The sequence below is a fragment of the Pseudomonas sp. H26/SER47-MNA-CIBAN-0231 genome (genome assembly GCF_040310465.1).
In the GTDB taxonomy this organism is placed as follows: domain Bacteria; phylum Pseudomonadota; class Gammaproteobacteria; order Pseudomonadales; family Pseudomonadaceae; genus Aquipseudomonas; species Aquipseudomonas atacamensis.
Genome location: NZ_JBEOPW010000007.1, coordinates 254,248 through 274,760, shown reverse-complemented (window position 1 = coordinate 274,760; position 20,513 = coordinate 254,248). Strand labels below are relative to the sequence as shown.

Annotated in this window: 24 protein-coding genes; 5 read left to right on the top strand and 19 right to left on the bottom strand. The window is 59.6% G+C overall.

The window, feature by feature from the left end; genetic code table 11:
* Window positions 1–23: 23 nt before the first annotated feature.
* The 3 genes from AAEZ10_RS14175 (at window position 24) to AAEZ10_RS14165 (ending at window position 2,444) form a co-directional block, all read left to right on the top strand.
* The gene (locus AAEZ10_RS14175) at window positions 24–1,127 is read left to right on the top strand and encodes an OmpA family protein (protein ID WP_110645947.1); all 1,104 of its coding nucleotides are present in this window, start codon (window positions 24–26) and stop codon (window positions 1,125–1,127) included.
* A gap of 24 nt (window positions 1,128–1,151) precedes the next feature.
* A complete protein-coding gene (gene pdxH / locus AAEZ10_RS14170; protein ID WP_243241849.1) occupies window positions 1,152–1,799 on the top strand; it encodes a pyridoxamine 5'-phosphate oxidase in 648 nt (215 codons plus the stop codon).
* A gap of 180 nt (window positions 1,800–1,979) precedes the next feature.
* Window positions 1,980–2,444: an outer membrane lipoprotein gene (locus tag AAEZ10_RS14165; RefSeq protein WP_016771369.1), complete on the top strand. Its 465-nt coding sequence runs from the start codon at window positions 1,980–1,982 to the stop codon at window positions 2,442–2,444.
* A gap of 73 nt (window positions 2,445–2,517) precedes the next feature.
* Here the strand turns inward: AAEZ10_RS14165 and AAEZ10_RS14160 are convergent, their stop codons facing one another.
* The 7 genes from AAEZ10_RS14160 to nhaA form a co-directional block, all read right to left on the bottom strand.
* The gene (locus tag AAEZ10_RS14160) at window positions 2,518–2,769 is read right to left on the bottom strand and encodes a pyocin S6 family toxin immunity protein (RefSeq protein ID WP_350569664.1); all 252 of its coding nucleotides are present in this window, start codon (window positions 2,767–2,769) and stop codon (window positions 2,518–2,520) included.
* Window positions 2,770–2,801: 32 nt separating this feature from the next.
* On the bottom strand, window positions 2,802–3,038 hold the full coding sequence (locus AAEZ10_RS14155) for a colicin E3-like toxin immunity protein (RefSeq protein WP_350569662.1): 237 nt from the start codon (window positions 3,036–3,038) through the stop codon (window positions 2,802–2,804).
* Window positions 3,039–3,290 carry a colicin E3-like toxin immunity protein gene (locus AAEZ10_RS14150; protein WP_095180548.1) on the bottom strand — a complete coding sequence of 84 codons (252 nt, stop codon included), beginning with the start codon at window positions 3,288–3,290 and terminating at the stop codon, window positions 3,039–3,041. It abuts the gene before it with no gap.
* A gap of 7 nt (window positions 3,291–3,297) precedes the next feature.
* A complete protein-coding gene (locus AAEZ10_RS14145) occupies window positions 3,298–4,512 on the bottom strand; it encodes an S-type pyocin domain-containing protein (RefSeq protein ID WP_350569660.1) in 1,215 nt (404 codons plus the stop codon).
* 201 nt (window positions 4,513–4,713) lie between these two features.
* Window positions 4,714–5,454 (bottom strand): ATPase, encoded by a 741-nt coding sequence (locus AAEZ10_RS14140; RefSeq protein ID WP_073475882.1) that lies wholly within the window; start codon window positions 5,452–5,454, stop codon window positions 4,714–4,716.
* Window positions 5,451–5,720, bottom strand: a complete 270-nt coding sequence (locus tag AAEZ10_RS14135) for a hypothetical protein (protein ID WP_071174604.1) — start codon at window positions 5,718–5,720, stop codon at window positions 5,451–5,453. The genes AAEZ10_RS14140 and AAEZ10_RS14135 overlap by 4 nt, the downstream gene beginning before the upstream one ends.
* A 120-nt stretch (window positions 5,721–5,840) precedes the next feature.
* Window positions 5,841–7,028, bottom strand: a complete 1,188-nt coding sequence (gene nhaA, locus AAEZ10_RS14130) for a Na+/H+ antiporter NhaA (protein WP_350569658.1) — start codon at window positions 7,026–7,028, stop codon at window positions 5,841–5,843.
* A 251-nt stretch (window positions 7,029–7,279) separates the two neighbouring features.
* On the opposite strand from nhaA, the gene AAEZ10_RS14125 reads away from it, so the two are divergent.
* Window positions 7,280–8,374: a PLP-dependent cysteine synthase family protein gene (locus AAEZ10_RS14125; protein WP_350569656.1), complete on the top strand. Its 1,095-nt coding sequence runs from the start codon at window positions 7,280–7,282 to the stop codon at window positions 8,372–8,374.
* Window positions 8,375–8,510: 136 nt separating this feature from the next.
* Here the strand turns inward: AAEZ10_RS14125 and AAEZ10_RS14120 are convergent, their stop codons facing one another.
* The 3 genes from AAEZ10_RS14120 to AAEZ10_RS14110 form a co-directional block, all read right to left on the bottom strand.
* The gene (locus AAEZ10_RS14120; protein ID WP_350569654.1) at window positions 8,511–10,124 is read right to left on the bottom strand and encodes an NAD(P)/FAD-dependent oxidoreductase; all 1,614 of its coding nucleotides are present in this window, start codon (window positions 10,122–10,124) and stop codon (window positions 8,511–8,513) included.
* 96 nt (window positions 10,125–10,220) lie between these two features.
* Window positions 10,221–10,874, bottom strand: coding sequence for a COG3650 family protein (locus AAEZ10_RS14115; RefSeq protein ID WP_350569652.1), 654 nt, complete (start codon window positions 10,872–10,874; stop codon window positions 10,221–10,223).
* 60 nt (window positions 10,875–10,934) lie between these two features.
* Window positions 10,935–11,534: a short chain dehydrogenase gene (locus AAEZ10_RS14110; RefSeq protein WP_350569650.1), complete on the bottom strand. Its 600-nt coding sequence runs from the start codon at window positions 11,532–11,534 to the stop codon at window positions 10,935–10,937.
* A 103-nt stretch (window positions 11,535–11,637) separates the two neighbouring features.
* Between AAEZ10_RS14110 and AAEZ10_RS14105 the strand changes: the two genes are divergently transcribed.
* Complete coding sequence (locus tag AAEZ10_RS14105) at window positions 11,638–12,552, top strand: LysR family transcriptional regulator (protein ID WP_350569648.1); 915 nt, start codon at window positions 11,638–11,640, stop codon at window positions 12,550–12,552.
* A gap of 110 nt (window positions 12,553–12,662) precedes the next feature.
* Here the strand turns inward: AAEZ10_RS14105 and AAEZ10_RS14100 are convergent, their stop codons facing one another.
* The 9 genes from AAEZ10_RS14100 to AAEZ10_RS14060 all read right to left on the bottom strand — a co-directional run bounded on the left by AAEZ10_RS14100 (window position 12,663) and on the right by AAEZ10_RS14060 (window position 20,400).
* Window positions 12,663–13,139, bottom strand: coding sequence for a DoxX family protein (locus tag AAEZ10_RS14100; RefSeq protein ID WP_350569646.1), 477 nt, complete (start codon window positions 13,137–13,139; stop codon window positions 12,663–12,665).
* Window positions 13,136–13,894, bottom strand: a complete 759-nt coding sequence (locus tag AAEZ10_RS14095; RefSeq protein WP_122705021.1) for an HvfC/BufC N-terminal domain-containing protein — start codon at window positions 13,892–13,894, stop codon at window positions 13,136–13,138. Before AAEZ10_RS14095 ends, AAEZ10_RS14100 begins: the two co-directional genes overlap by 4 nt.
* Window positions 13,891–14,778, bottom strand: coding sequence for an MNIO family bufferin maturase (bufB, locus tag AAEZ10_RS14090; RefSeq protein WP_350569644.1), 888 nt, complete (start codon window positions 14,776–14,778; stop codon window positions 13,891–13,893). The genes AAEZ10_RS14095 and bufB overlap by 4 nt, the downstream gene beginning before the upstream one ends.
* A 25-nt stretch (window positions 14,779–14,803) precedes the next feature.
* A complete protein-coding gene (locus tag AAEZ10_RS14085) occupies window positions 14,804–15,109 on the bottom strand; it encodes a BufA1 family periplasmic bufferin-type metallophore (protein WP_016771358.1) in 306 nt (101 codons plus the stop codon).
* A gap of 291 nt (window positions 15,110–15,400) precedes the next feature.
* The gene (locus AAEZ10_RS14080) at window positions 15,401–16,102 is read right to left on the bottom strand and encodes an ABC transporter ATP-binding protein (protein WP_003222380.1); all 702 of its coding nucleotides are present in this window, start codon (window positions 16,100–16,102) and stop codon (window positions 15,401–15,403) included.
* Window positions 16,103–16,870 carry a high-affinity branched-chain amino acid ABC transporter ATP-binding protein LivG gene (gene livG / locus AAEZ10_RS14075; protein WP_016771357.1) on the bottom strand — a complete coding sequence of 256 codons (768 nt, stop codon included), beginning with the start codon at window positions 16,868–16,870 and terminating at the stop codon, window positions 16,103–16,105.
* Window positions 16,867–18,123, bottom strand: coding sequence for a high-affinity branched-chain amino acid ABC transporter permease LivM (locus AAEZ10_RS14070; RefSeq protein WP_110645955.1), 1,257 nt, complete (start codon window positions 18,121–18,123; stop codon window positions 16,867–16,869). The genes livG and AAEZ10_RS14070 overlap by 4 nt, the downstream gene beginning before the upstream one ends.
* On the bottom strand, window positions 18,120–19,043 hold the full coding sequence (livH, locus tag AAEZ10_RS14065) for a high-affinity branched-chain amino acid ABC transporter permease LivH (protein ID WP_016771355.1): 924 nt from the start codon (window positions 19,041–19,043) through the stop codon (window positions 18,120–18,122). The genes AAEZ10_RS14070 and livH overlap by 4 nt, the downstream gene beginning before the upstream one ends.
* 229 nt (window positions 19,044–19,272) lie before the next feature.
* The gene (locus AAEZ10_RS14060; protein ID WP_016771354.1) at window positions 19,273–20,400 is read right to left on the bottom strand and encodes a branched-chain amino acid ABC transporter substrate-binding protein; all 1,128 of its coding nucleotides are present in this window, start codon (window positions 20,398–20,400) and stop codon (window positions 19,273–19,275) included.
* Window positions 20,401–20,513 lie beyond the last annotated feature (113 nt).

Genomic DNA, 20,513 nt, shown 5'->3' with positions numbered 1-20,513 from the left:
TTACTTCATTTTGTGGATTTTCAATGTCATCTAAAAAGACCCTCGCCCTGGCCCTGTGTGTAGCGATCACCGGTTGCGCACAGACTCCGAAAAACGATGCGGACGGCGGCAGTTGGTGGCCGTTCGGTTCTTCCGACAAAGTCGCGGCCAAAGATTCGGCTCCGGTCCCGGCTCCTTTGAAACCTGCGGCGACTGCGCCAGTGGCCAAGGCCGAAAGCAGCAACCCGTGGTACTGGCCGTTCGGTTCCAGCGATGAAGCGGTCAAGGCTGATCTGAAAGCCGAGGTCAAACCTGAAGCCAAACCGGTCGAGGTGGCCAAAGCCGAGGCGCAGTCCAATGGCAAATGGTGGTGGCCGTTCGGCGGCAAGGACCAGCCAACTGCCAAAGCCGTGCCGATGCCGGATCCGAAGGTCACTCAAGCCTGGCTCGACGACTACGAGCCACGTCTGCGTGAAGCGGTGAAGGACAGCAATCTGCAACTCGAGCGTCGCGATAACGTGCTGGTCGTAACAGCCCCTGTCGAAGGCTCGTTCAACCCGGATCGCCCGGCGATGCTGCTGCCGGTCACCCTTGGCCCGTTCACTCGCGTAGCGAAAATCCTTGAAGCCGACCCGAAAACCGCAGTGCTGGTGCTCGGTCACAGCGATACCAGCGGTGCCGCACCGGCCAACGTCAAGCTGAGTCAGGAACGTGCGCAATCGGTGGCAGCGATCTTCCGCCTCAGCGGCTTGCAGCGTGATCGCCTGATGCTGCGCGGCATGGGTTCCGAAGCGCCGCGTGCGGCCAACGACAGCGTTGAAGGCCGTGCCTTGAACCGTCGTGTCGAGCTGCTGGTGACTCCGCAGAACACCATGGTTGCACTGCTGAGCAAATACAACATGCCGGCGCCGAAGCCGGTGACGATGGTTGCTGCGCAAGACGTCAAGCCAGTGGCCAAACCGGTTACCCCGGCGCCTGCGGCGAAAAAAGCCGCTGTGCCGGCAGCGAAAAAGGCGCCAGCCAAGAAAACCGCCGCCAAGGCTCCGGCGAAGAAGGCCCCGGCCAAGGCTCCAGCGAAAAAGACTGCACCAGCCAAAGCCGCCGCGACCGACAAGAAAGTCGCCGCAGCCGACGCCGCCAAGAAGTGATCCGCTAACGAAAAGGAATCCGCCATGACCCAGGCTCTGGCCGATATGCGTCGCGACTACACCCGTGACGGTTTGACCGAGGCGCAAGCCCCGACCGAGCCGTTTGCGCTGTTTCACCAGTGGTTCGCCGATGCGGTGAAAACCGAGCAGGCGCCGGTAGAAGCCAATGCCATGACCTTGGCCACGGTCGATGCCGACGGTCGTCCGCATTGCCGCATTTTGTTGCTCAAGGGCCTGGACGAGCAGGGCTTCACCTTCTTCACCAACTACGACAGCGCCAAGGGCCAGCATCTGGCGGCCAACCCGTTTGCCGCCATGACCTTCTTCTGGCCAACCCTGGAGCGCCAGGTGCGCATCGAAGGGCGGGTGGTCAAGGTCACGGCGCAAGAGTCCGACGCGTATTATCAGGTGCGTCCGCTGGGCAGCCGCCTCGGCGCCTGGGCCTCGCCGCAGAGCCGAGTCATCAACGGTCGTGGCGAACTGGAAGATTTGCTCAAGGCCACCGAGCAACGCTTCAGCGACGGCCAGCCGCACTGCCCGGAACATTGGGGTGGTTACCGCTTGTTGCCCGAGCGCATCGAGTTCTGGCAGGGCCGTCCGAGCCGCCTGCACGATCGCCTCAACTACCGCCTCCAGGGCACCGAGTGGATTCTGGAACGACTGGCACCCTGAGCAGTCTACCGAGCGAGATAAACGCGGATGGCGCAGGATCGCTGATTTGACGCTACCTTGAGTGGACGCTTGCGGGCATCTGTACCAGGCCTGAATGGAAGCCAATTTAATCCGGATGGTGTCGTGACAGGCGCCAGGCCACGGGGTTTAATGAACACATGTTCTTTTGGAGTTGATGCTATGCGTAAGTCTGTTCTGCTGGTTGCTTCTTTTTCGACGATGGCGATGTTGCTGACCGGCTGCCAATCGAGCCTCACTGGCGACTCCTACTCCCGTGACGAAGCGCGTCGTGTGCAGACGATTCGCATGGGCACCATCGAATCCCTGCGACCGGTAAAAATCGAAGGCACCAAGACCCCGATCGGCGGCGCAGCAGGCGCAGTGGTCGGCGGCGTCGGCGGCAGCGCTATCGGCGGCGGCAAGGGCAGCATTGTGGCTGCGGTCATCGGCGCAGTGGCCGGCGGCCTGCTTGGCTCGGCCACCGAAGAAGGCCTGACCCGCACCCAGGGCGTGGAAATCACCGTCCGCGAAGACGACGGCAGCATGCGCGCCTATGTGCAGCAGGTTCAGGAGAATGAAGTATTCCGCGTTGGCGAGCGGGTACGGATTTCCACCGTTGGCGGAACCAGCCGCGTTTCGCACTAAGCGGGAAACCGGGTAAAAGAAAACCCCGATCAGGTGACTGGTCGGGGTTTTTCTTTGTTTGTGAATTACTCATTCAGTATGTGGCGCAGGTGCCCATGAAGTATTCGAGGCCCTTTGGAAAACTGACGTAGAGCAGGTTTTCCAATGCGGTTACCTGATCCTGAGTCAACAACAGCTCGCCGGGTTCCACCTCATCCAAGGGCTTGGATTCAATGAGCTGGGCCACTTTTTCATTCATCTCTCTGCCTGTGATATCCAGCTCGAATTGCAAGGAGTCGTCTTGGGCTTCGTCAGGGAAAAAACCGGTAATTAAAAGAAAGTGCATGGAGCTAATACTTCCGGGGCTGTTAGCCGTAGTCAAACGAAATTTGATAGTCGTGAACTCTCAAAATCGATTTGATGTTGAAAATACGGCTGAATGGTGGCGAGCCAATTTTGAGCGACGTTGAAACTGCCATTGTTGATGTTGTCCGCGGCGGGAATCCCCAAGGCGTTTAACACTGACTCGTCACCACCCAGGTCTTTTGACGACTCTTCCCCCTGAAACTCCAAGGTTGCTGTGTCGTTCCATTCCAATCTCAGTTCCAGTCCCATCTACCATTGATCCCGGTAAACGAACGATACCTGATAGTCGTAAGAAGAAAATTGAATGGAATGCTGGAAGTGGGGCTGGAGAGTCTTGATCCAATCGGCTTTTACATCAAATCCGCCGTTATTGAAGCTTTTCGACGGTAGGCCTAATGCTTCCATTAATGAGCCGTCCTCGCCAAAATCTTTCGACAGTTCCTCCCCCTCACCCAGTTCGGTTTGTTGGTCGTACCATTCGAGTCTGGCTTTGAGTCCCATGTAATCCTCATAAATATTTTTTAATACTACGGTTTTTTTTGGGTGGATCTATCTGTTCACCAGTTCTGTGGTCGTAAGAGCCTAAATGGCTGCCATCACTTGCGCGGTAGGCTTCAAGCTCGCCATGTAAATAGTCCCACTCATAAATTATTCGGCCTTTTGCATTGATCCAGCGATCCCGGAGCCCACCGTTGAACGGCGTTTTCTTTTTTGCTCTTCTTAAATCGGGAAAGGCTGTGATATCCGACGTTTCGGGAGCGGGGTGATAGGTATGTCCCGCTTCAGCGGTGCCTTTCGCAGAGCTGACAACGATGTAAATCGGTTTTACACCCGAGTCTGTGGGAAACACCAGAATGAAATCTTTGTACTCCGGCGGATAAAGCGGATTCACCAGTATCCCGTCCGCCGCCTTCGTCGGTGGATACACCCAGATATGCGGTGCCTGCGGTGCGGCCTCCAGCGCTGGAATGCCTAGGATGTCCGAGCCATCCACCGCCGGGGTCCAGAGCAGTTCGACGCCTTCACCCAGATCGGCAACGAACCGGTCGCCGCGCGCAATGAACTGCACGACATCGACCATTTCCCAATCGCGGTTCTTACCGGTGTAGAAACCGTAACCCTTGAGGCTGCCATCGGCCTGTTGCTCGACGCGCAGGCGCACGCGGGTTCGGGCTTGTTTGAATGTGCTCAGTTGCTCATCGGTGTAGAGCGCGCTGTCGCCCAGGCTGGATGGCATCAAAAGCGCAACCAGCCCCACCAAAGTCGCAGCCGCCGCAGGGGAGGCGAGCGCCGGTAGCACTTCAAAAGCCGAGCCTGCCAAGGCCAGACTGCCGAACCCGACCGGGATGGTGTTGGCGCTGATTTTCTTGAGAGGAATGCCGCCGCTTGCGTCGGCTTCGCGAGCGCCGAGCAGGATCAGCTCGCCGTAATCCTTCAGGCTGTCGGTCGGTACCATGCCGGAAGGATTGCTGTAATCGATAATCGCATCCGGCAACTTGCAGGACTTGGCGAATACACAGCCGGCACGCACGGCTTCAGGTTTTTTCGCAGCCACTTCACGGCTGTGCTCGAAAGCCTCCTGCCGCGCCAGCATCGCGTCGTAAGCGTTTTGCCCGGCTTCGCGCTCGGCCAGTTCTGCGGCCGTCATATACCGCCAGGTAACGTGATGTCCGTCGCCCTCCGGCGGGTTTTGCACCCGGGGAATGTCCTTGTTCCGCGCCACTGATCGTCCCTTCGTTCATCATCGACAGCCCCTCGAGAAGGGGCCGCACGACGTTATCGAAGCGGGGAAAGTGTGGCTGTAGGACGGGTCGCTAATGACGTGGGGATTGTTCGACTCGAACGAGGTCTGCCGCAGAGACGTGGAGCAGTCTGCTACGCAAACTCATCGTTACCGATTGGCAGTGTGAGTTTCGGAGTGAATCTAAAGCAATTTATCCAGCACGAACTGCTTGAACCACGGCGGCTGAGTGTCTGATTTGATTTCGATCAGTTCTCCATCCGTAATTTCAGCTATCTGCGTCAGGCCTTCACTGCCTTCATCTGAGTTATCGAAAATATACGCCCGGTTGGAGGCCAGGATAGCTTCGGATAAAAGCTCCAGAGATCGCCAGTATCGAGCTTCAATTTTTTCAGCAGGAACGTTATGCCCGCCTCGGGAAACGCGGTATGCAACTCTCGCAATATTTATCTGCGGATCCGCTGTCGCCACGTAATAGACGTAGACCCTATAGCCGGATTTACTCGCTTCAGCGAGGAGGCTGACTTTGTCCGCGGAGGACATGACGGTTTCGAACGTAAAGCTGATGCGCTCTTTTATCAACGATCTACGGATGAAGTCGCAGAGTGCCGACGCAACGTACGAGTCGATTTCAGTATTCGAAAAGTTGAGCCGGATTCCATCAATTGCGAGGTCATCAAGCTTTGCCTGCGAACGAGGCGATTTTTTCAGCAGGGGGTGAGCACGGAGAAAGTCGAAAAGCTCCGCCTTATGTGCTTCGATGCGATAAGAACCGAAATCAAAGTAACCGGTATCTTTGATTGAGCGTTCGATGTCGTCAGGATTTATGTAGTTGCCCAGCAGGTGCGCAGGGACAAGTCGATTGAATGTGCTTTTCCCGGATCCGTTCGGTCCCGCAAATATCCGTATTCTCGGTGTGCTCAAGAAGTAACCTGTTTTGAAGATTTATTGATGTGCAGACGCGTTCCGCTTTTCAGATTGCCGTAGGCGCCAATCGACCGCAAAACGATGGAAGTCTTCTCGGTCACTTCAAGCAGTTGACCATCTTTAGCGACAAGCACCGCTGCGCCGTTTGCAAGTGCCATTTTGTAGGCGTTGCTGAAGGCCTTTAGAGCGATGTAAGGAATTCGCGACTCCTGAACGGCAATCTGATCGTCAGTCATTGGGCGTTTTTCGGCTTTGCGCGACATGAATGACTCCAAGCTGTGCTGAGTAGATGGCTGTTTGATGCGCAAGATATAGCACATTTGCAAGGCTTAGAGCCAAGCCCCTCGTTTGGGGAGGGGCTACGGCATTGGCCGCAATAAACCTCAGGAAGTTTGTATCGTGCCCCTGCGACTCGCCGCCGCCGTCACCGCATAACCAATCACCGCCGCGAGGATCGAGCCGGTTAGGATGCCCATGCGATCCATGCCGGCGTAATCACTCACGCCCGGTTCGAAGGCCAGCGAGCCGACGAACAGGCTCATGGTGAAGCCTATGCCGCAGAGGATCGCGACGCCGAGGACCTGGCCCCAGTTGGCGCCTCGGGGCAGGGCGGCGATGCCGATCTTGACCGCCAGCCAGGTCAGGCCGAACACGCCGATGGTCTTGCCCAGCAGCAGGCCGATGGCGATGCCCATCGGTACGTCGTGGGTGAAGCTTTCGACGGTGACGCCGCTCAGCGACAGGCCAGCGTTGGCGAAGGCGAACAGCGGCAGGATGCCGTAGGCGACCCAGGGGTGCAGCGCGTGTTCGAGGGTCAGCAGCGGCGACGACTCGGCGTTTTTCGTGCGCAGGGGAATGCAGAAAGCCAGGGTCACGCCGGCCAGTGTCGCGTGGACACCGCTCTTGAGTACGCAGACCCAGAGGATCAGGCCGATGATCATGTACGGGCCGAGCTTGACCACGCCGAGCCGGTTCATCGCCACCAGCGCGGCAATGCACGCAGCCGCCAGGCCAAGGGACAGGGTCGAGAGTTCGCCGGAATAGAAGATTGCGATGATGACGATGGCGCCGAGGTCATCGATGATCGCCAGGGTCATCAGGAACAGTTTCAGCGACACCGGCACGCGTTTGCCCAGCAGGGCCAGTACGCCGAGGGCGAAGGCGATGTCGGTGGCGGTCGGAATGGCCCAGCCACTCAGGGCCGCGGGGTTGTCGCGATTGAGGAACCAGTAGATCAGCGCCGGCACCAGCATGCCGCCGATCGCCGCTGCGCCGGGCAGGACGATTTGCGAAGGCTTGGACAATTGGCCGTCGAGCACTTCGCGTTTCACTTCCAGGCCGATCAGCAGGAAGAACATCGCCATCAGGCCGTCGTTGATCCACAGCAGCAGGGGTTTGGCGATTTTCAACGCACCGATCTGCGCCACCACAGGAGTGTCGAGCAGGCCGGTGTACAGCCACGACAGCGGTGAGTTGTTGATGATCAGCGCGAGAACGGCTGCGGCGATCAATAGCAGACCGCTGGCGGCTTCCAACTGAAAGAAACGCGTGAAAGTGCTACGCAGAGGCAAGGTCGCTCTCCATCGAATCAAGAAAAAGGTGAAACACCCTAACCCGTACCGTTAGTTGTTAAAACAAAAGTTATATTCTTTTTTGTTATATGTCGTTACAGGCTGTCTGGTACGGGCAGCACTGAGCCTAGCAGTTGCCTGACACATTGAGACTCAGCTGTATCTTTGCCGCCTGCGGGATTTTTTCTAAGCTTGCAGCAGACCTTTTTCAGAAGACCGATCTTCTGGCTGATTCAGCGAGAACCGAAACCATGAGCGACAACCGACAGTGGGCCCGCGAAGCCATCCGCATCATCGAGGCGGACTTCCAGCGCAGCGCCGACACCCACCTGATCCCTTTGCCGCTGCCCGGTTTTGCCGGCATCGAGTTGTATTTCAAGGACGAATCCAGCCACCCGACCGGCAGCCTCAAGCATCGCCTGGCCCGTTCGCTGTTCCTCTACGCGCTGTGCAACGGCTGGCTGAAGCCCGGCGCGCCGGTGATCGAGGCATCCAGCGGCTCGACGGCGATTTCCGAAGCGTATTTCGCGCGCATGCTCGGATTGCCGTTTATCGCGGTAATGCCGGCGACGACTTCGAAAGAGAAAATTGCCCAGATTGCCTTCTACGGTGGCCAGAGCCATCTGGTGCAGGATCCGACGCAGATCTACGCCGAATCCGAGCGCCTGGCCCGCGAGCATGGCGGTCACTTCATCGATCAGTTCACTTACGCTGAACGCGCCACCGACTGGCGAGCGAACAACAACATCGCCGAGTCGATCTTCCAGCAGATGCGCTACGAAAAATACCCTGAACCGACCTGGCTGATTTCCAGCCCCGGCACCGGCGGCACCACCGCGACCCTCGGCCGTTACGTGCGCTATCGCCAGCACTGCACCCGTGTGTTGTGTGCCGATGCCGAGCGTTCGGTGTTCTTCGATTTTTACCAGACCGGAGATGCCAGCCTGCGCCTGGACTGCGGCTCGCGCATCGAGGGCATTGGCCGGCCGCGGGTGGAAGCGTCGTTCCTGCCCAAGGTGATCGATGCGATGGTCAAGGTGCCGGACGCCCTGTCGCTGGCGGCCATGCATTATCTGGCGCAGCGTTTGGGGCGGCATGTCGGCGGGTCGAGCGGGACCAATCTGATCGGTGCGCTGATGGCGGCGCAACAGATGAAAGCGGCGAGGCAGTCGGGGTCGATCGTGGCGATCCTGTGCGATGGCGGCGAGCGTTATGCCGACACGTATTACGACCAGAACTGGTTGAAAGCGCAGGGTTACGAACTGGGTGATTTGATTGCAGCGGTGGCCGCGAGTGCCGAGCGCGGAGAGGCGCTGCCGACCTCGGTGCTGCGCGCCAACATCTGAAGAAACGCAAAAACCAATGTGGGAGCGAGCCTGCTCGCGAAGGCGGAGTCACATTCAACAACTTCGTTGAGTGACAGACCGCTTTCGCGAGCAGGCTCGCTCCCACAGGGTTTTGCGTTGTTGCGAACTTAGCGGATCAGGCGTCGAGGCCGAGGATGTCTCGAGCCACTGCCTCGGCAATGCGAATCCCGTCAACACCCGCCGAGAGAATCCCGCCGGCATAGCCCGCGCCTTCACCGGCCGGGAACAGGCCTTTGACGTTCATGCTCTGCAGCGACTCGTTGCGGGTGATGCGCAGCGGCGATGAAGTGCGGGTCTCGATTCCGGTCAGCACGGCGTCGTGCAGGGAATAACCGCGAATCTGCTTCTCGAACGCCGGCAAGGCTTCACGGATCGCCTCAATGGCAAAGTCGGGCAGCGCCAAGGCCAGATCGCCCAGCGCCACGCCCGGCTTGTACGACGGCTCGACTTCGCCCAGCTCGGTCGATGGAATGTCGTTGATAAAGTCGCCAACCAGTTGCGCCGGAGCCTTGTAGTCGCTGCCGCCAAGGATGAACGCGTGGGATTCCAGGCGCTCCTGCAACTCGATACCGGCGAGCGGGCCGCCCGGATAATCGACTTCCGGGGTAATGCCGACGACGATGCCGGAGTTGGCATTACGCTCGTTACGCGAGTACTGGCTCATGCCATTGGTGACCACGCGATTCGGTTCCGACGTCGCCGCGACCACAGTGCCGCCCGGGCACATGCAGAAGCTGTAGACCGAACGCCCGTTCTTGGCGTGGTGCACCAGCTTGTAATCGGCAGCACCGAGTTTCGGGTGGCCGGCGTATTTGCCCAGGCGCGCGCGGTCAATCAGCGATTGCGGATGTTCGATGCGGAAACCCACCGAGAACGGCTTGGCTTCCATGAACACGCCACGGCTGTGGAGCATGCGGAAGGTGTCGCGGGCGCTGTGGCCGAGGGCCAGAACCACATGCTTCGAATGCAGGGTTTCGCCGCTGGCCAGTTGCACGCCGACCAGTTGGCCGTCTTCGATCAGCACGTCGCTGACGCGCTCCTGGAAGCGCACTTCACCGCCCAGTTCGCGGATCTGCTCGCGCATGTTTTCGACCATACCGGTCAGGCGGAACGTACCGATGTGCGGCTTGCTGACGTAGAGGATTTCTTCCGGCGCGCCGGCCTTGACGAACTCGTGCAGGACTTTGCGGCCGAGGAATTTCGGGTCCTTGATCTGGCTGTACAGCTTGCCGTCGGAAAACGTGCCCGCGCCGCCCTCGCCGAACTGCACGTTGGACTCGGGATTGAGCACGCTTTTGCGCCACAGGCCCCAAGTGTCCTTGGTGCGCTGACGGACTTCGGTGCCGCGTTCGAGAATGATCGGTTTGAAGCCCATCTGCGCCAGCAGCAGGCCGGCGAAGATGCCGCACGGGCCGAAACCGACGACGATCGGCCGTTGGCCGAGATCGCTCGGTGCCTGGCCGACGAATTTGTAGCTGACATCCGGCGCCACGTTGACGTTACGGTCGTCGGCGAACTTGCCCAACACTCTGGCCTCGTCGCGTATGTTGAGGTCGATGGTGTAGATGAAGCACAGTTCGGAGGACTTTTTGCGCGCGTCATAGCTGCGCTTGAACAAGGTGAAATCGAGCAGATCATCACTGGCGATGCCCAGGCGTTGCACGATGGCGGTGCGCAGGTCTTCTTCGGGATGGTCGATTGGCAGCTTGAGTTCAGTGATTCGTAACATGGCGGGGATCCGGATTCGCGGGGCGCACAACTGCGCCAGGGCGTTTGAAGGCGGCGATTATAAGCCGCCGCGAGCGGATCCGTGGGGGAAAAACGATCAGTCGTTGCGTGCGCCGCCGAAATAGCCGCAGCCGCGCTGGACCTGACCGTCGATACGCAATTCGGCGCTCATGTGCTGCACGCTGCCGGTGCTGCTGTCGACGCAGCGCTGTGGCGCGACCCACAATTCGATGCGCTGGTTGTTGGCTTCGCTGCCGAGATTGAAGCGGCCGTCGCCCAGTTGCTCTTCCACATACGGCACGGCCAGTGGTGGCTGACCGTCGCGCTCGATGACCATGCCTTTGCCGCTGACCTTGACGTTCCACTCCGGGCCATGGCCGGCAGCGCGCAGGATCAGCAGTTTGAAATTCGGATCGTCGCAGGCCGCGCCCGTGCGCTCGACGCGATACAACTGGCCGAGGTCGAGACGATCGCCGGAAACCTTGCCGCGCACATCGGCAAACAGCTTGCCCTGCTCGTCGGCGAGGGTGGCGGCTTCTTGCAGGACGCTGGTGCCGCCGATGTCGTTGACCACCAGTTGCCGCTGCTCCTGGCACGGCTGGAACACCAGTTTGCCGTCGGCTGCGGTCAGTTGCCCCTGCATCCGCGTCTGCCCGGCATGGGACACACTTTCACGCTGGCCGTCGAACAACTGGCAGGCGGCAAACATCGGCAGCAGGGCAACGAGGACGAACGAACGGGCAACACGCATCTTTGGCTCTCCAGACAAGTGCTGCCACGTTACGCAGCCTGACCGTTCATCACAAGGGCCTTAACCCACGTGAAAGGTCTGACCGGTTTGCAGGCCTTCGACACTTTTCGCGTAGGCCAATGCCACTTCCGCTGCAGCAACCGGCTTGAAGCCACGGAAGTAGGGCGCGTATTTGCCCAGGGCTTCAGTCACCACGGTCGGGCTCACCGAGTTTACCCGCAGGCCACGCGGCAGTTCGATGGCGGCGGCGCGGACGAAGCTGTCGAGGGCGCCGTTGACCAGCGCTGCCGAAGCGCCGCTGCGAATCGGGTCGTGGCTGAGCACGCCGGTGGTGAAGGTGAACGAGGCGCCGTCATTGGCGTACTCGCGGCCGATCAGCAGCAGGTTGACCTGGCCCATCAACTTGTCTTTCAGGCCGAGGGCGAAGCTGTCTTCGGTCATTTCGTCCAGCGCTGCGAACGTCACGTTGCCCGCCGCGCAGATCAGCGCGTCGAACTTGCCGGTCTGTTCGAACAGCTTGCGGATCGAGGCGCTGTCGCTGATATCCACCTGCAAGTCACCGCTGCTGCGTCCGATACGAATGACCTCATGGCGTTGTGACAACTCTGTGTCCACCGCCGAACCGATGGTGCCACCGGCGCCTATCAACAGAATCTTCATCGAGCTGTACCCCAAGTGAGTAATGAGGTTTCAGTCTAGGGTGGTTTTTTCGGTGGATAAGCGCACTAATAGGCAACCTTTGGTTTTCAAATGGAAACAATCCATGAGCGAAATGGATGATCTCGCCGCGTTCGCTGTGCTGATCGAGGCCGGCAGTTTCACCCTTGCGGCGCAGCAGTTGGGCTGCAGCAAAGGCCAGTTGTCCAAGCGCATCAGCCAGCTCGAAGCGCAGTTCGGTGTGGTATTGCTGCAACGCACCACCCGGCGCTTGAGTCTGACGGCGGCGGGGGCGGCGCTGCTGCCGCAGGCTCAGGCGCTGGTGGTTCAGGTCGAACGCGCACGGCAGGCTTTGGCACGTTTGAAGGACGACATGGCCGGCCCGGTGCGAATGACGGTTCCGGTGTCGCTCGGCGAGACTTTCTTCGATGGCTTGCTGCTGGAGTTTTCCGGGCAATACCCGGAGGTGCAGATCGAGCTGGAGCTGGACAACAGCTATCGCGATCTGGCCCGCGATAGCTTTGATCTGGCGATTCGTGCCGAAGTGGCCAATGACGATCGGCTGGTGGCCAAGCCGCTGTTGGCGTGGCACGAAATGACCTGCGCCAGCCCGGCCTACCTCGAGCGCTTCGGCGAGCCGGCGACGCCGCATTCACTGGCTGAGCATCGTTGCCTGCTCAACAGCCATTACAGCGGCCGCGAAGAATGGCTGTATCACCAGCAGCACGAGTTGTTGCGGGTGCGGGTTTCGGGTCCGTTTGCCAGCAATCACTACAGCCTGTTGAAGAAAGCAGCGCTGTCTGGCGCCGGCATCGCGCGTTTGCCGTCGTATCTGCTGCAAGCGGAACTGGCGGACGGCCGCTTGCGCTGGTTGCTGCGCGATTACCAGACCCGACGCATGCCGATGTATCTGGTGCACCCGTATCAGGGTGGATTACCGAAACGCACGCAGGTGCTCGCGGATTATCTGATGGGCTGGTTCAAGCGCAGTGGCGAGGCGCTGGATCGACTGCAGCGCTGATGTGATTTCCCTGTGGGAGCGAGCCTGCTCGCGAATGCGTCAGTTCAGTCGATACCGATGTTGAATGACACACCGCTTTCGCGAGCAGGCTCGCTCCCACAGGGGGGATCTTATTTTGCGAAACGGCGGGCAATCAGCTGATCGATCGACAACCTGCCCGGCCCGGTCGCCATCAGATACAGCAACACCGCCGCCCAAGTGCCATGGGTCGGGTAGGCATCCGGGTAGACAAACAGTTGGATAGTCAGGGTCATGCCGAACAGCGCCAGCGCTGAAAACCGTGTGGCGAAGCCGAGCAGAATCAACAGCGGAAACACATGCTCGGCAAACGCCGCCAGATGCGCGGCAATTTCCGGCGAGAGCAGCGGCAGGTGGTACTCGCTCTGAAACAGCGGAATCGTCGAATCGGCCAAACGTGGCCAGCCCAGTTCAAAGGTGCCGTCAATCAAGTCGACGGCCAGTCCTTCGACCTTGGTTTGCCCGGATTTCCAGAACACCGCAGCGATGGAAAAACGCGCGATGAGGGCGATCAGGCTGTGCGGGATTTTTTCCAACAGCGCAATGACGCGCAAGACCAAAGCGTTCATGGCAACTCCTTGTAATTCAGACGGGTAATCGCGTTATGCGCAATCAGTAAGGCGAGGGTTTGGGCGAGATCGAACGGCGGGCTGTTTTCTGCCGCCGCGAGCAGTGGCGAGCCCTGGATCAGATGACCAATGAACACGCTCGCACCCGGTTCAAGAGCGAACACCTCAACGTCGAGACCATTGCGCAGCACCAGGGCATGCTGGCCTTGATTCAGGCCAATGCCCGCCAGAGTTGGCTCCTGCTGATGCGCGGCCCAGATCGCCACGACCGCAAAAGCAGAGTCGAGCAGGTGCAGCGAGGGATGCAGTTCGAAACACAGTCCACTCAGCGACTGCGGATTGGCCAGTGCGGCACTGACTTGGTCAGGCCGGATCGGCTGCGCATCGGCGGCGTGGTAGGCGACAGTACGCAAATGCTCGAGTCGCGCGACATCAGCCACATAAGGCACGCCGGCAATGGGTTCGAATTGTGCGATGAAGTCGGCGAAGTCTTCGCCATAGCGGTTCATCAACGGACTGTGTGGCGGCTGACTCTGGACGAAAATCGCCGCCATGGCGCGGAAGAATTCCTCGCCGACCAATTGCAGCACCACCGGATAACTGTCGGCCAGGGCATTGATCAGCGAGCTTTGCACGTTGTTGCGATAGACCGCAAAACGCCGCGACGGATCGGCGCCGTTGCGGCTACAAAGGCCCTTGGGATACGGCAGTTGCGCATTGAGCAGGGCGGCGGCGAAATCCGCTTGCGTGCTCATGCCGCACGCTCCGCGCGACGCAACAGCGTCTCGGCTTGCTGCGCTTCGGCGAACAATGCGTTGAAAGTCGGGACGTGATTATCGCGTTCGATGAGTGTCGCCACCGGGCCGATACGGCGCAGCACTTGCCGGTACAGATCCCAAACGGCCTGATCAACCGGCGCGCCGTGATCGTCAATCAGCAAGCGGTCGCCGAGGTTGTCGCAATCTTCAGCGAAGCCGGCCAGATGAATCTCGCCGACTGCGTGCAGCGGTAACGCATCAAGGTAGGCCGACGGATCGCGCTGATGATTGATGCACGACACGTAGACATTGTTGACGTCGAGCAACAAGCCGCAGCCGCTGCGGCGGATTACTTCGGCGATGAACTCGGCCTCGTCGATCGTCGAGTGCTCAAATCCCAGATAGGTCGCCGGGTTCTCCAGCAGCATCGGTCGTTTCAGAGTGTTCTGCACCTGGTCGATGTGCGCACAGACGCGGTTCAGCGTCGGCGTGTCGTAAGCCAGTGGCAGCAGGTCATTGAGGAACACCGGGCCGTGGCTCGACCACGCCAGATGTTCGGAAAAGGCTTGCGGTTGATAGCGCTCGATCAGCTCGGCGAGGCGTTTGAGGTGCTGGCTGTCCAGCGCGCCTTCGCCACCGATCGACAGGCCCACGCCGTGCAATGACAGCGGGTACTGTTCGCGAATCAGACCGAGAAAATGATGAAAAGGGCCGCCGGCCACCATGTAGTTTTCGGCGTGGACTTCGAAGAAACCGAGGTCCGGTACGGAGCCGAGCACTTCGAGGAAGTGCCCGGTCTTGAGCCCCAGCCCGGCGCGGGCAGGGAGCTCGGTGCGAGCTGCCTGAGTGCGCGGCAGGGACGGTTCGTGATGACTGAACATGGGCGTCACTCAGGCAGGCCGTGGATCAGGACTTGGCTTTGAAGGCTTCGAGCTGACCGAAACCGGTCGGCGAGGTTTTGCTTTCGGTGGTGGCGCAGGTGCCTTTCGGAACGAGCTTCCAGGCGTTGGCCTGATAGTCCATTTTCGCCGTGCCGGCGCAGGTAGTCCCGGCACCTGCGGCGCAATCGTTCTTGCCCTTCATGGCCACGCCGAAGCATTTTTCCATGTTGGCATCGGCGGCCTGGGCGGTGGAGACAGTGGCGATGCTCAGAGCGGAACCGAGGGCCAGAACCAGGGCGGTAGCGGACAGGGTACGGGTAGTCGCGGTCATGATGTTTCTCCAGTTTTTATCAGGTTTTCGCAAGCGATTTGCGCTTGCTTGTCCCTCTAGAGAACGGGTGGGGGGATGCGTTACAGGCGGGGCGAGAAATTTATAAAAAATTTCGGATTCAGCTGTATCCCTGTGGGAGCGAGCCTGCTCGCGAAGGCGGTGTGACATTCAACATTATTGGTGCGTGATACATCGCTTTCGCGAGCAGGCTCGCTCCCACAGAGGATCGGTGTTTTTCGTTTGGGCATGAAAAAACGGCCCGAAGGCCGTTTTTCTGTGTAGCGATAACACTCAACCGCCGAGGTACGCTTCGCGTACTTTCGGATCGGTCAGCAGCGCTTCACCGGTGCCTTGCATGACCACGCGGCCGTTCTCCAGAACGTAGGCGCGGTCAGCGATTTTCAGTGCCTGGTTGGCGTTCTGCTCGACCAGGAACACCGTCACACCGTCCTTGCGCAGCTGTTCGATGATGTCGAAGATCTGCTGGATGATGATCGGCGCCAGACCCAGCGACGGCTCGTCGAGCAGCAGCAGCTTGGGCTTGCTCATCAGTGCACGGCCGATGGCGAGCATCTGCTGTTCACCGCCGGACATGGTGCCGCCGCGCTGGTTGAAACGCTCTTTCAGGCGTGGGAAAAGTCCGAGGACCTTGTCCATCTGTTCCTGATAGTCGCCCTTGTCGGTGAAAAATCCGCCCATCGACAGGTTTTCTTCCACGGTCAGACGGGCGAACACCCGCCGACCTTCCGGGACCACGGCAATGCTCTTGCGCATGATCTGCGACGAGTCCTGGCCGACCAGTTCCTCACCCATGTAGCGGATGCTGCCGCTGTGCGCCTGCGGCGAACCGCAGAGTGTCATCAGCAGCGTGGATTTGCCGGCACCGTTGGCGCCGATCAGCGTCACGATCTCGCCCTGACGGACCTCGACGTTGACGCTGTGCAGGGCCTGGATCTTGCCATAGAAGGTGGAAACGTTTTCGAACTGCAGCATTTACGCTTCCCCCAGGTAGGCTTTGATCACTTCAGGATTGTCGCGGATCTGTTCCGGCGTGCCGTCGGCCAGGGGCGTGCCCTGGTTGATCACGACGATGTGGTCGGAAATGCTCATGACCAGTTTCATGTCGTGTTCGATCAGCAGCACGGTGACGTTGTGCTCTTCGCGCAACACACCGATCAGCGCCTTGAGGTCTTCGGTTTCCTTCGGGTTCAGGCCGGCGGCCGGTTCGTCGAGCATGAGAATCCGCGGACGGGTCATCATGCAGCGGGCGATTTCCAGACGCCGTTGCTGGCCGTAGGCGAGGGTGCCGGCGGTGCGGTTGGCGAACTCTTTGAGGTTGACCTTTTCCAGCCAGTACTCGGCAAATTCCATGGCCTCGCGCTCGCTTTTGCGGAACGCCGGGGTCTTGAACAGGCCGGACAGGAAGTTGGTGTTCAAGTGACGGTGCTGGGCGATCAACAGGTTCTCGACCGCAGTCATGTCCTTGAACAAACGCACGTTCTGGAAGGTCCGCACCACGCCTTTGAGGGCGATCTTGTGGCCCGGCAGGCCCTGGATCGGCTCGCCGTCGAGCAGGATGCTGCCGCCGGTAGGCTGATAGAAACCGGTCAGGCAGTTGAACACGGTGGTCTTGCCGGCGCCGTTCGGGCCGATCAGGGCAACCACCTGCTTTTCCTTGACGGTCAGCGCCACGCCGTTGACCGCGAGCAAGCCGCCGAAGCGCATGCTCAGATTTTCGACTTTAAGGATCTCGCGGCTCATTTGCGCAACTCCATGTGTGGGCGTTGCATCGGCAGCAGACCTTGTGGACGCCAGATCATCATCAGCACCATCAGCGCACCGAACATCAACATGCGGTACTCGCTGAACTCACGCATCATTTCCGGCAACAGGATCATCACGATCGCCGCCAGAATCACGCCCAGTTGCGAGCCCATGCCACCCAATACGACGATGGCGAGGATGATCGCCGACTCGATGAAGGTGAACGACTCGGGCGTCACCAGACCCTGACGCGCGGCGAAGAAGCTGCCGGCGAAACCGGCGAACGCAGCACCCAGGGTGAACGCGGAGAGCTTGATCACGGTCGGGTTCAGGCCCAACGCGCGGCAGGCGATTTCGTCTTCACGCAGCGCTTCCCACGCGCGACCGATCGGCATGCGCAGCAGACGGTTGATCACGAACAGCGCGGCCAGTGCGAGCAACAGCGCAACCAGGTAAAGGAAGATCACCTTGTTGATCGAGTTGTATTGCAGGCCGAAATACTCGTGGAACGTCTGCAGGCCTTCGGCGGCTTTGCGCTCGAAGGTCAGACCGAAGAACGTCGGTTTTTCGATGTTGCTGATGCCGTTCGGACCACCGGTGATGTCGGTCAGGTTACGCAGGAACAGACGGATGATTTCGCCGAAACCCAAGGTCACGATCGCCAGATAGTCGCCACGCAGACGCAACACCGGGAAGCCCAGCAGGAAGCCGAACGTCGCCGCCATCAGGCCGGCAATCGGCAGGCAGATCCAGAAGCTCAAGCCGTAGTAATGCGACAGCAGCGCGTAGCTGTAGGCGCCGACGGCGTAGAAACCGACGTAACCCAGGTCAAGCAGACCGGCCAGACCGACCACGATGTTCAGGCCCAGGCCGAGCATCACGTAGATCAGGATCAGCGTGGCGATATCCACCGCGCCACGGGAGCCGAAGAACGGCCAGACCAGGGCGACCAGAATCAGCGCAATGATGAAATAGCGCTGGGTGGTTGGCAGGGTCAGGAAGTTGCTGGCCTTGGCCGGGATCAACGGCATGCCCGGCGAGGAGCGCCAGGCCTTGCTGATCTGCTGGTTGAACAGCACGCGCAAGAACATCAGCACCGAGCAGATCGCGATGGTCGCGAGTACCGCAGGGCTGGTGTTGTGCACTTCCAGATTGATGCCGACGATGGTCAGTTTCAGACCCAGTACCGGGTAGGCCACCGCCCACACCAGCAAGGCACTGAACAGTGCCTGTTTAAGATTCCTAGTCATACTTTCTCAACCTCCGGACGGCCCAGAATGCCGGTCGGACGGAACAACAGCACCAGAACCAGCAGGCCGAACGCAACGACGTCCTTGTACTGGTCGCCGAAGATATCGGCACCGAACGCTTCCGCTACACCGAGCACCAGGCCGCCGAGCATGGCCCCGGGGATGCTGCCGATGCCGCCCAGTACCGCAGCGGTGAAGGCCTTGAGGCCGACGAGGAAACCGGCGTTGGGGTTGATCACGCCGTATTGCATGCTCAGCAGCACTGCGGCAACGGCGGCCAGCGCAGCACCGATGACGAAGGTCAGGGCGATGATGTTGTTGGTGTTGATGCCGAGCAGGTTGGCCATCTTGATGTCCTCGGCACAGGCGCGGCAGGCGCGGCCCAGACGGGAACGGGAGATGAACAGGGTCAGGCCGAGCATGGCGATCAGGGTCACCACGAACACCACGATCTGCATGTAGGAAATCAGCACTTCTTGTGCGCCACCCGGACCGAAGGCGAAGTTGCCCGGGATCAGGTTGGGGATAGCTTTGTCCTTGGAGTCTTGCGCCAGCAGAACGGTGTTCTGCAGGAAGATCGACATACCGATGGCAGAAATCAGCGGGATCAGACGGTTGCTGCCGCGCAGGGGGCGGTAGGCGATCCGTTCGATGCTGTAACCGTAGGAACTGGTGACGACGATGCTGGCGATGAACGCCGCGGTCATCAACAGCGGGACACTGTCGAGTCCCATCATGGTCAGCCCGGCGATGGCGATGAAGGCCACGTAGGAACCGATCATGTACACCTCGCCGTGGGCGAAGTTGATCATTCCAATGATGCCGTAGACCATCGTGTAGCCGATGGCGATCAGGGCATACATGCTGCCAACGTTGAGGCCGTTAACCAGCTGTTGGAAGAAGTGATAGAGGTCAGGCATTACAGCGCTCCTAAAAACCTGTACGCATTTCACTGGTGGAGTCATTTTCCCGCCCGGCCCCGTGGATCTCTATCCACTTCGAATCCGGGTTTTGCCAGCGAACCGCTGATGACGGTTTTGAGATTTTCAGGTGGGTCGACTGGCGGATCACGCCAGCGCGGCCCATACATTCGCAAAACAAAGCCCACGGCACGCCGTGGGCTTTATTGGCAGTCAGTCGGGCAAGGCCTTACTGAGGCGAAACTTCGGTTTTAGGTTTGCCGTTGTGCCACTCGTACACGACAAATTTGAAGTCCTTCAGGTCGCCTTTGTCGTCGAAGCTCAGGTCGCCGGTCGGGGTCTTGAACGAACCGGCGTGGATGGCTTCAGCCACTTTGGTAGCGTCTTCGGACTTGGCTGCCTTGATGCCTTCGGCAATCACGGTCACTGCCGAGTAGGACGGGAACACGAACGGACCGCTCGGATCTTCCTTCTTGGCTTTGAACGCGTCAGCCAGGGCAACGTTGGCCGGATCCTGGTCGAAGGATTTCGGCAGGGTCACCAGCAGGCCTTCGGACGCGTCCTTGGCGATCTGGGTGATCGAGTCGTTACCCACGCCTTCCGGACCCATGAAACGGGCCTTCAGGCCTTTTTCCTGAGCCTGGCGCAGGATCAGGCCCAGCTCCGGGTGGTAGCCGCCGTAGTAGACGAAGTCGACGCCGGCTTGCTTGAGCTTGGCGATGATTGCGGAGAAGTCCTTGTCGCCAGCGTTGACGCCTTCGAAGACGGCAACCTTGGTGCCTTTCTTCTCGAGGGTCGATTTGACGGCGGTGGCAATGCCTTCACCGTACTGCTGTTTGTCGTGCAGCACGCCAACCACTTTCGGTTTCACGTGATCGGCGATGTAGTTGCCGGCGGCAGGGCCCTGGGCGCTGTCGAGACCGATGGTGCGGAAGATCATTTTGTAGCCACGGGCGGTGATGTCCGGGCTGGTGGCAGCCGGGGTGATCATGATCACGCCTTCGTCTTCGTAGATGTCCGAAGCTGGCTGAGTGGAGCTGGAGCACAGGTGACCGACCACGAACTTGACGCCGTCGTTGACGACCTTGTTCGCTACCGCTACCGCTTGTTTCGGATCGCAGGCATCGTCGTATTCAACGGCTTCGAGTTTCTTGCCGTCGACGCCGCCCTTGGCGTTGATCTGCTCGATGGCCATTTTCGCGCCACTGAACTGCATGTCGCCGTACTGGGCTACTGGACCGGTTTTAGGGCCGGCGATACCGATTTTGATGGTGTCAGCTGCGAACGAATGGCTGGCAACCCCGGCCAGAACCATAGCGGCAAACAGTTTGGAAATCTGCTTAGTAGCCTTAGTCATAGTGCTCCACTCTTACTGTTGTATTTTTTAGAGTTCTGGCGCCGTAGCAGCAGAACCGGGTCAGATATCTTTGCGATACCCTCCGGAAAATGCCCCGGCAACTGTACCGGTAC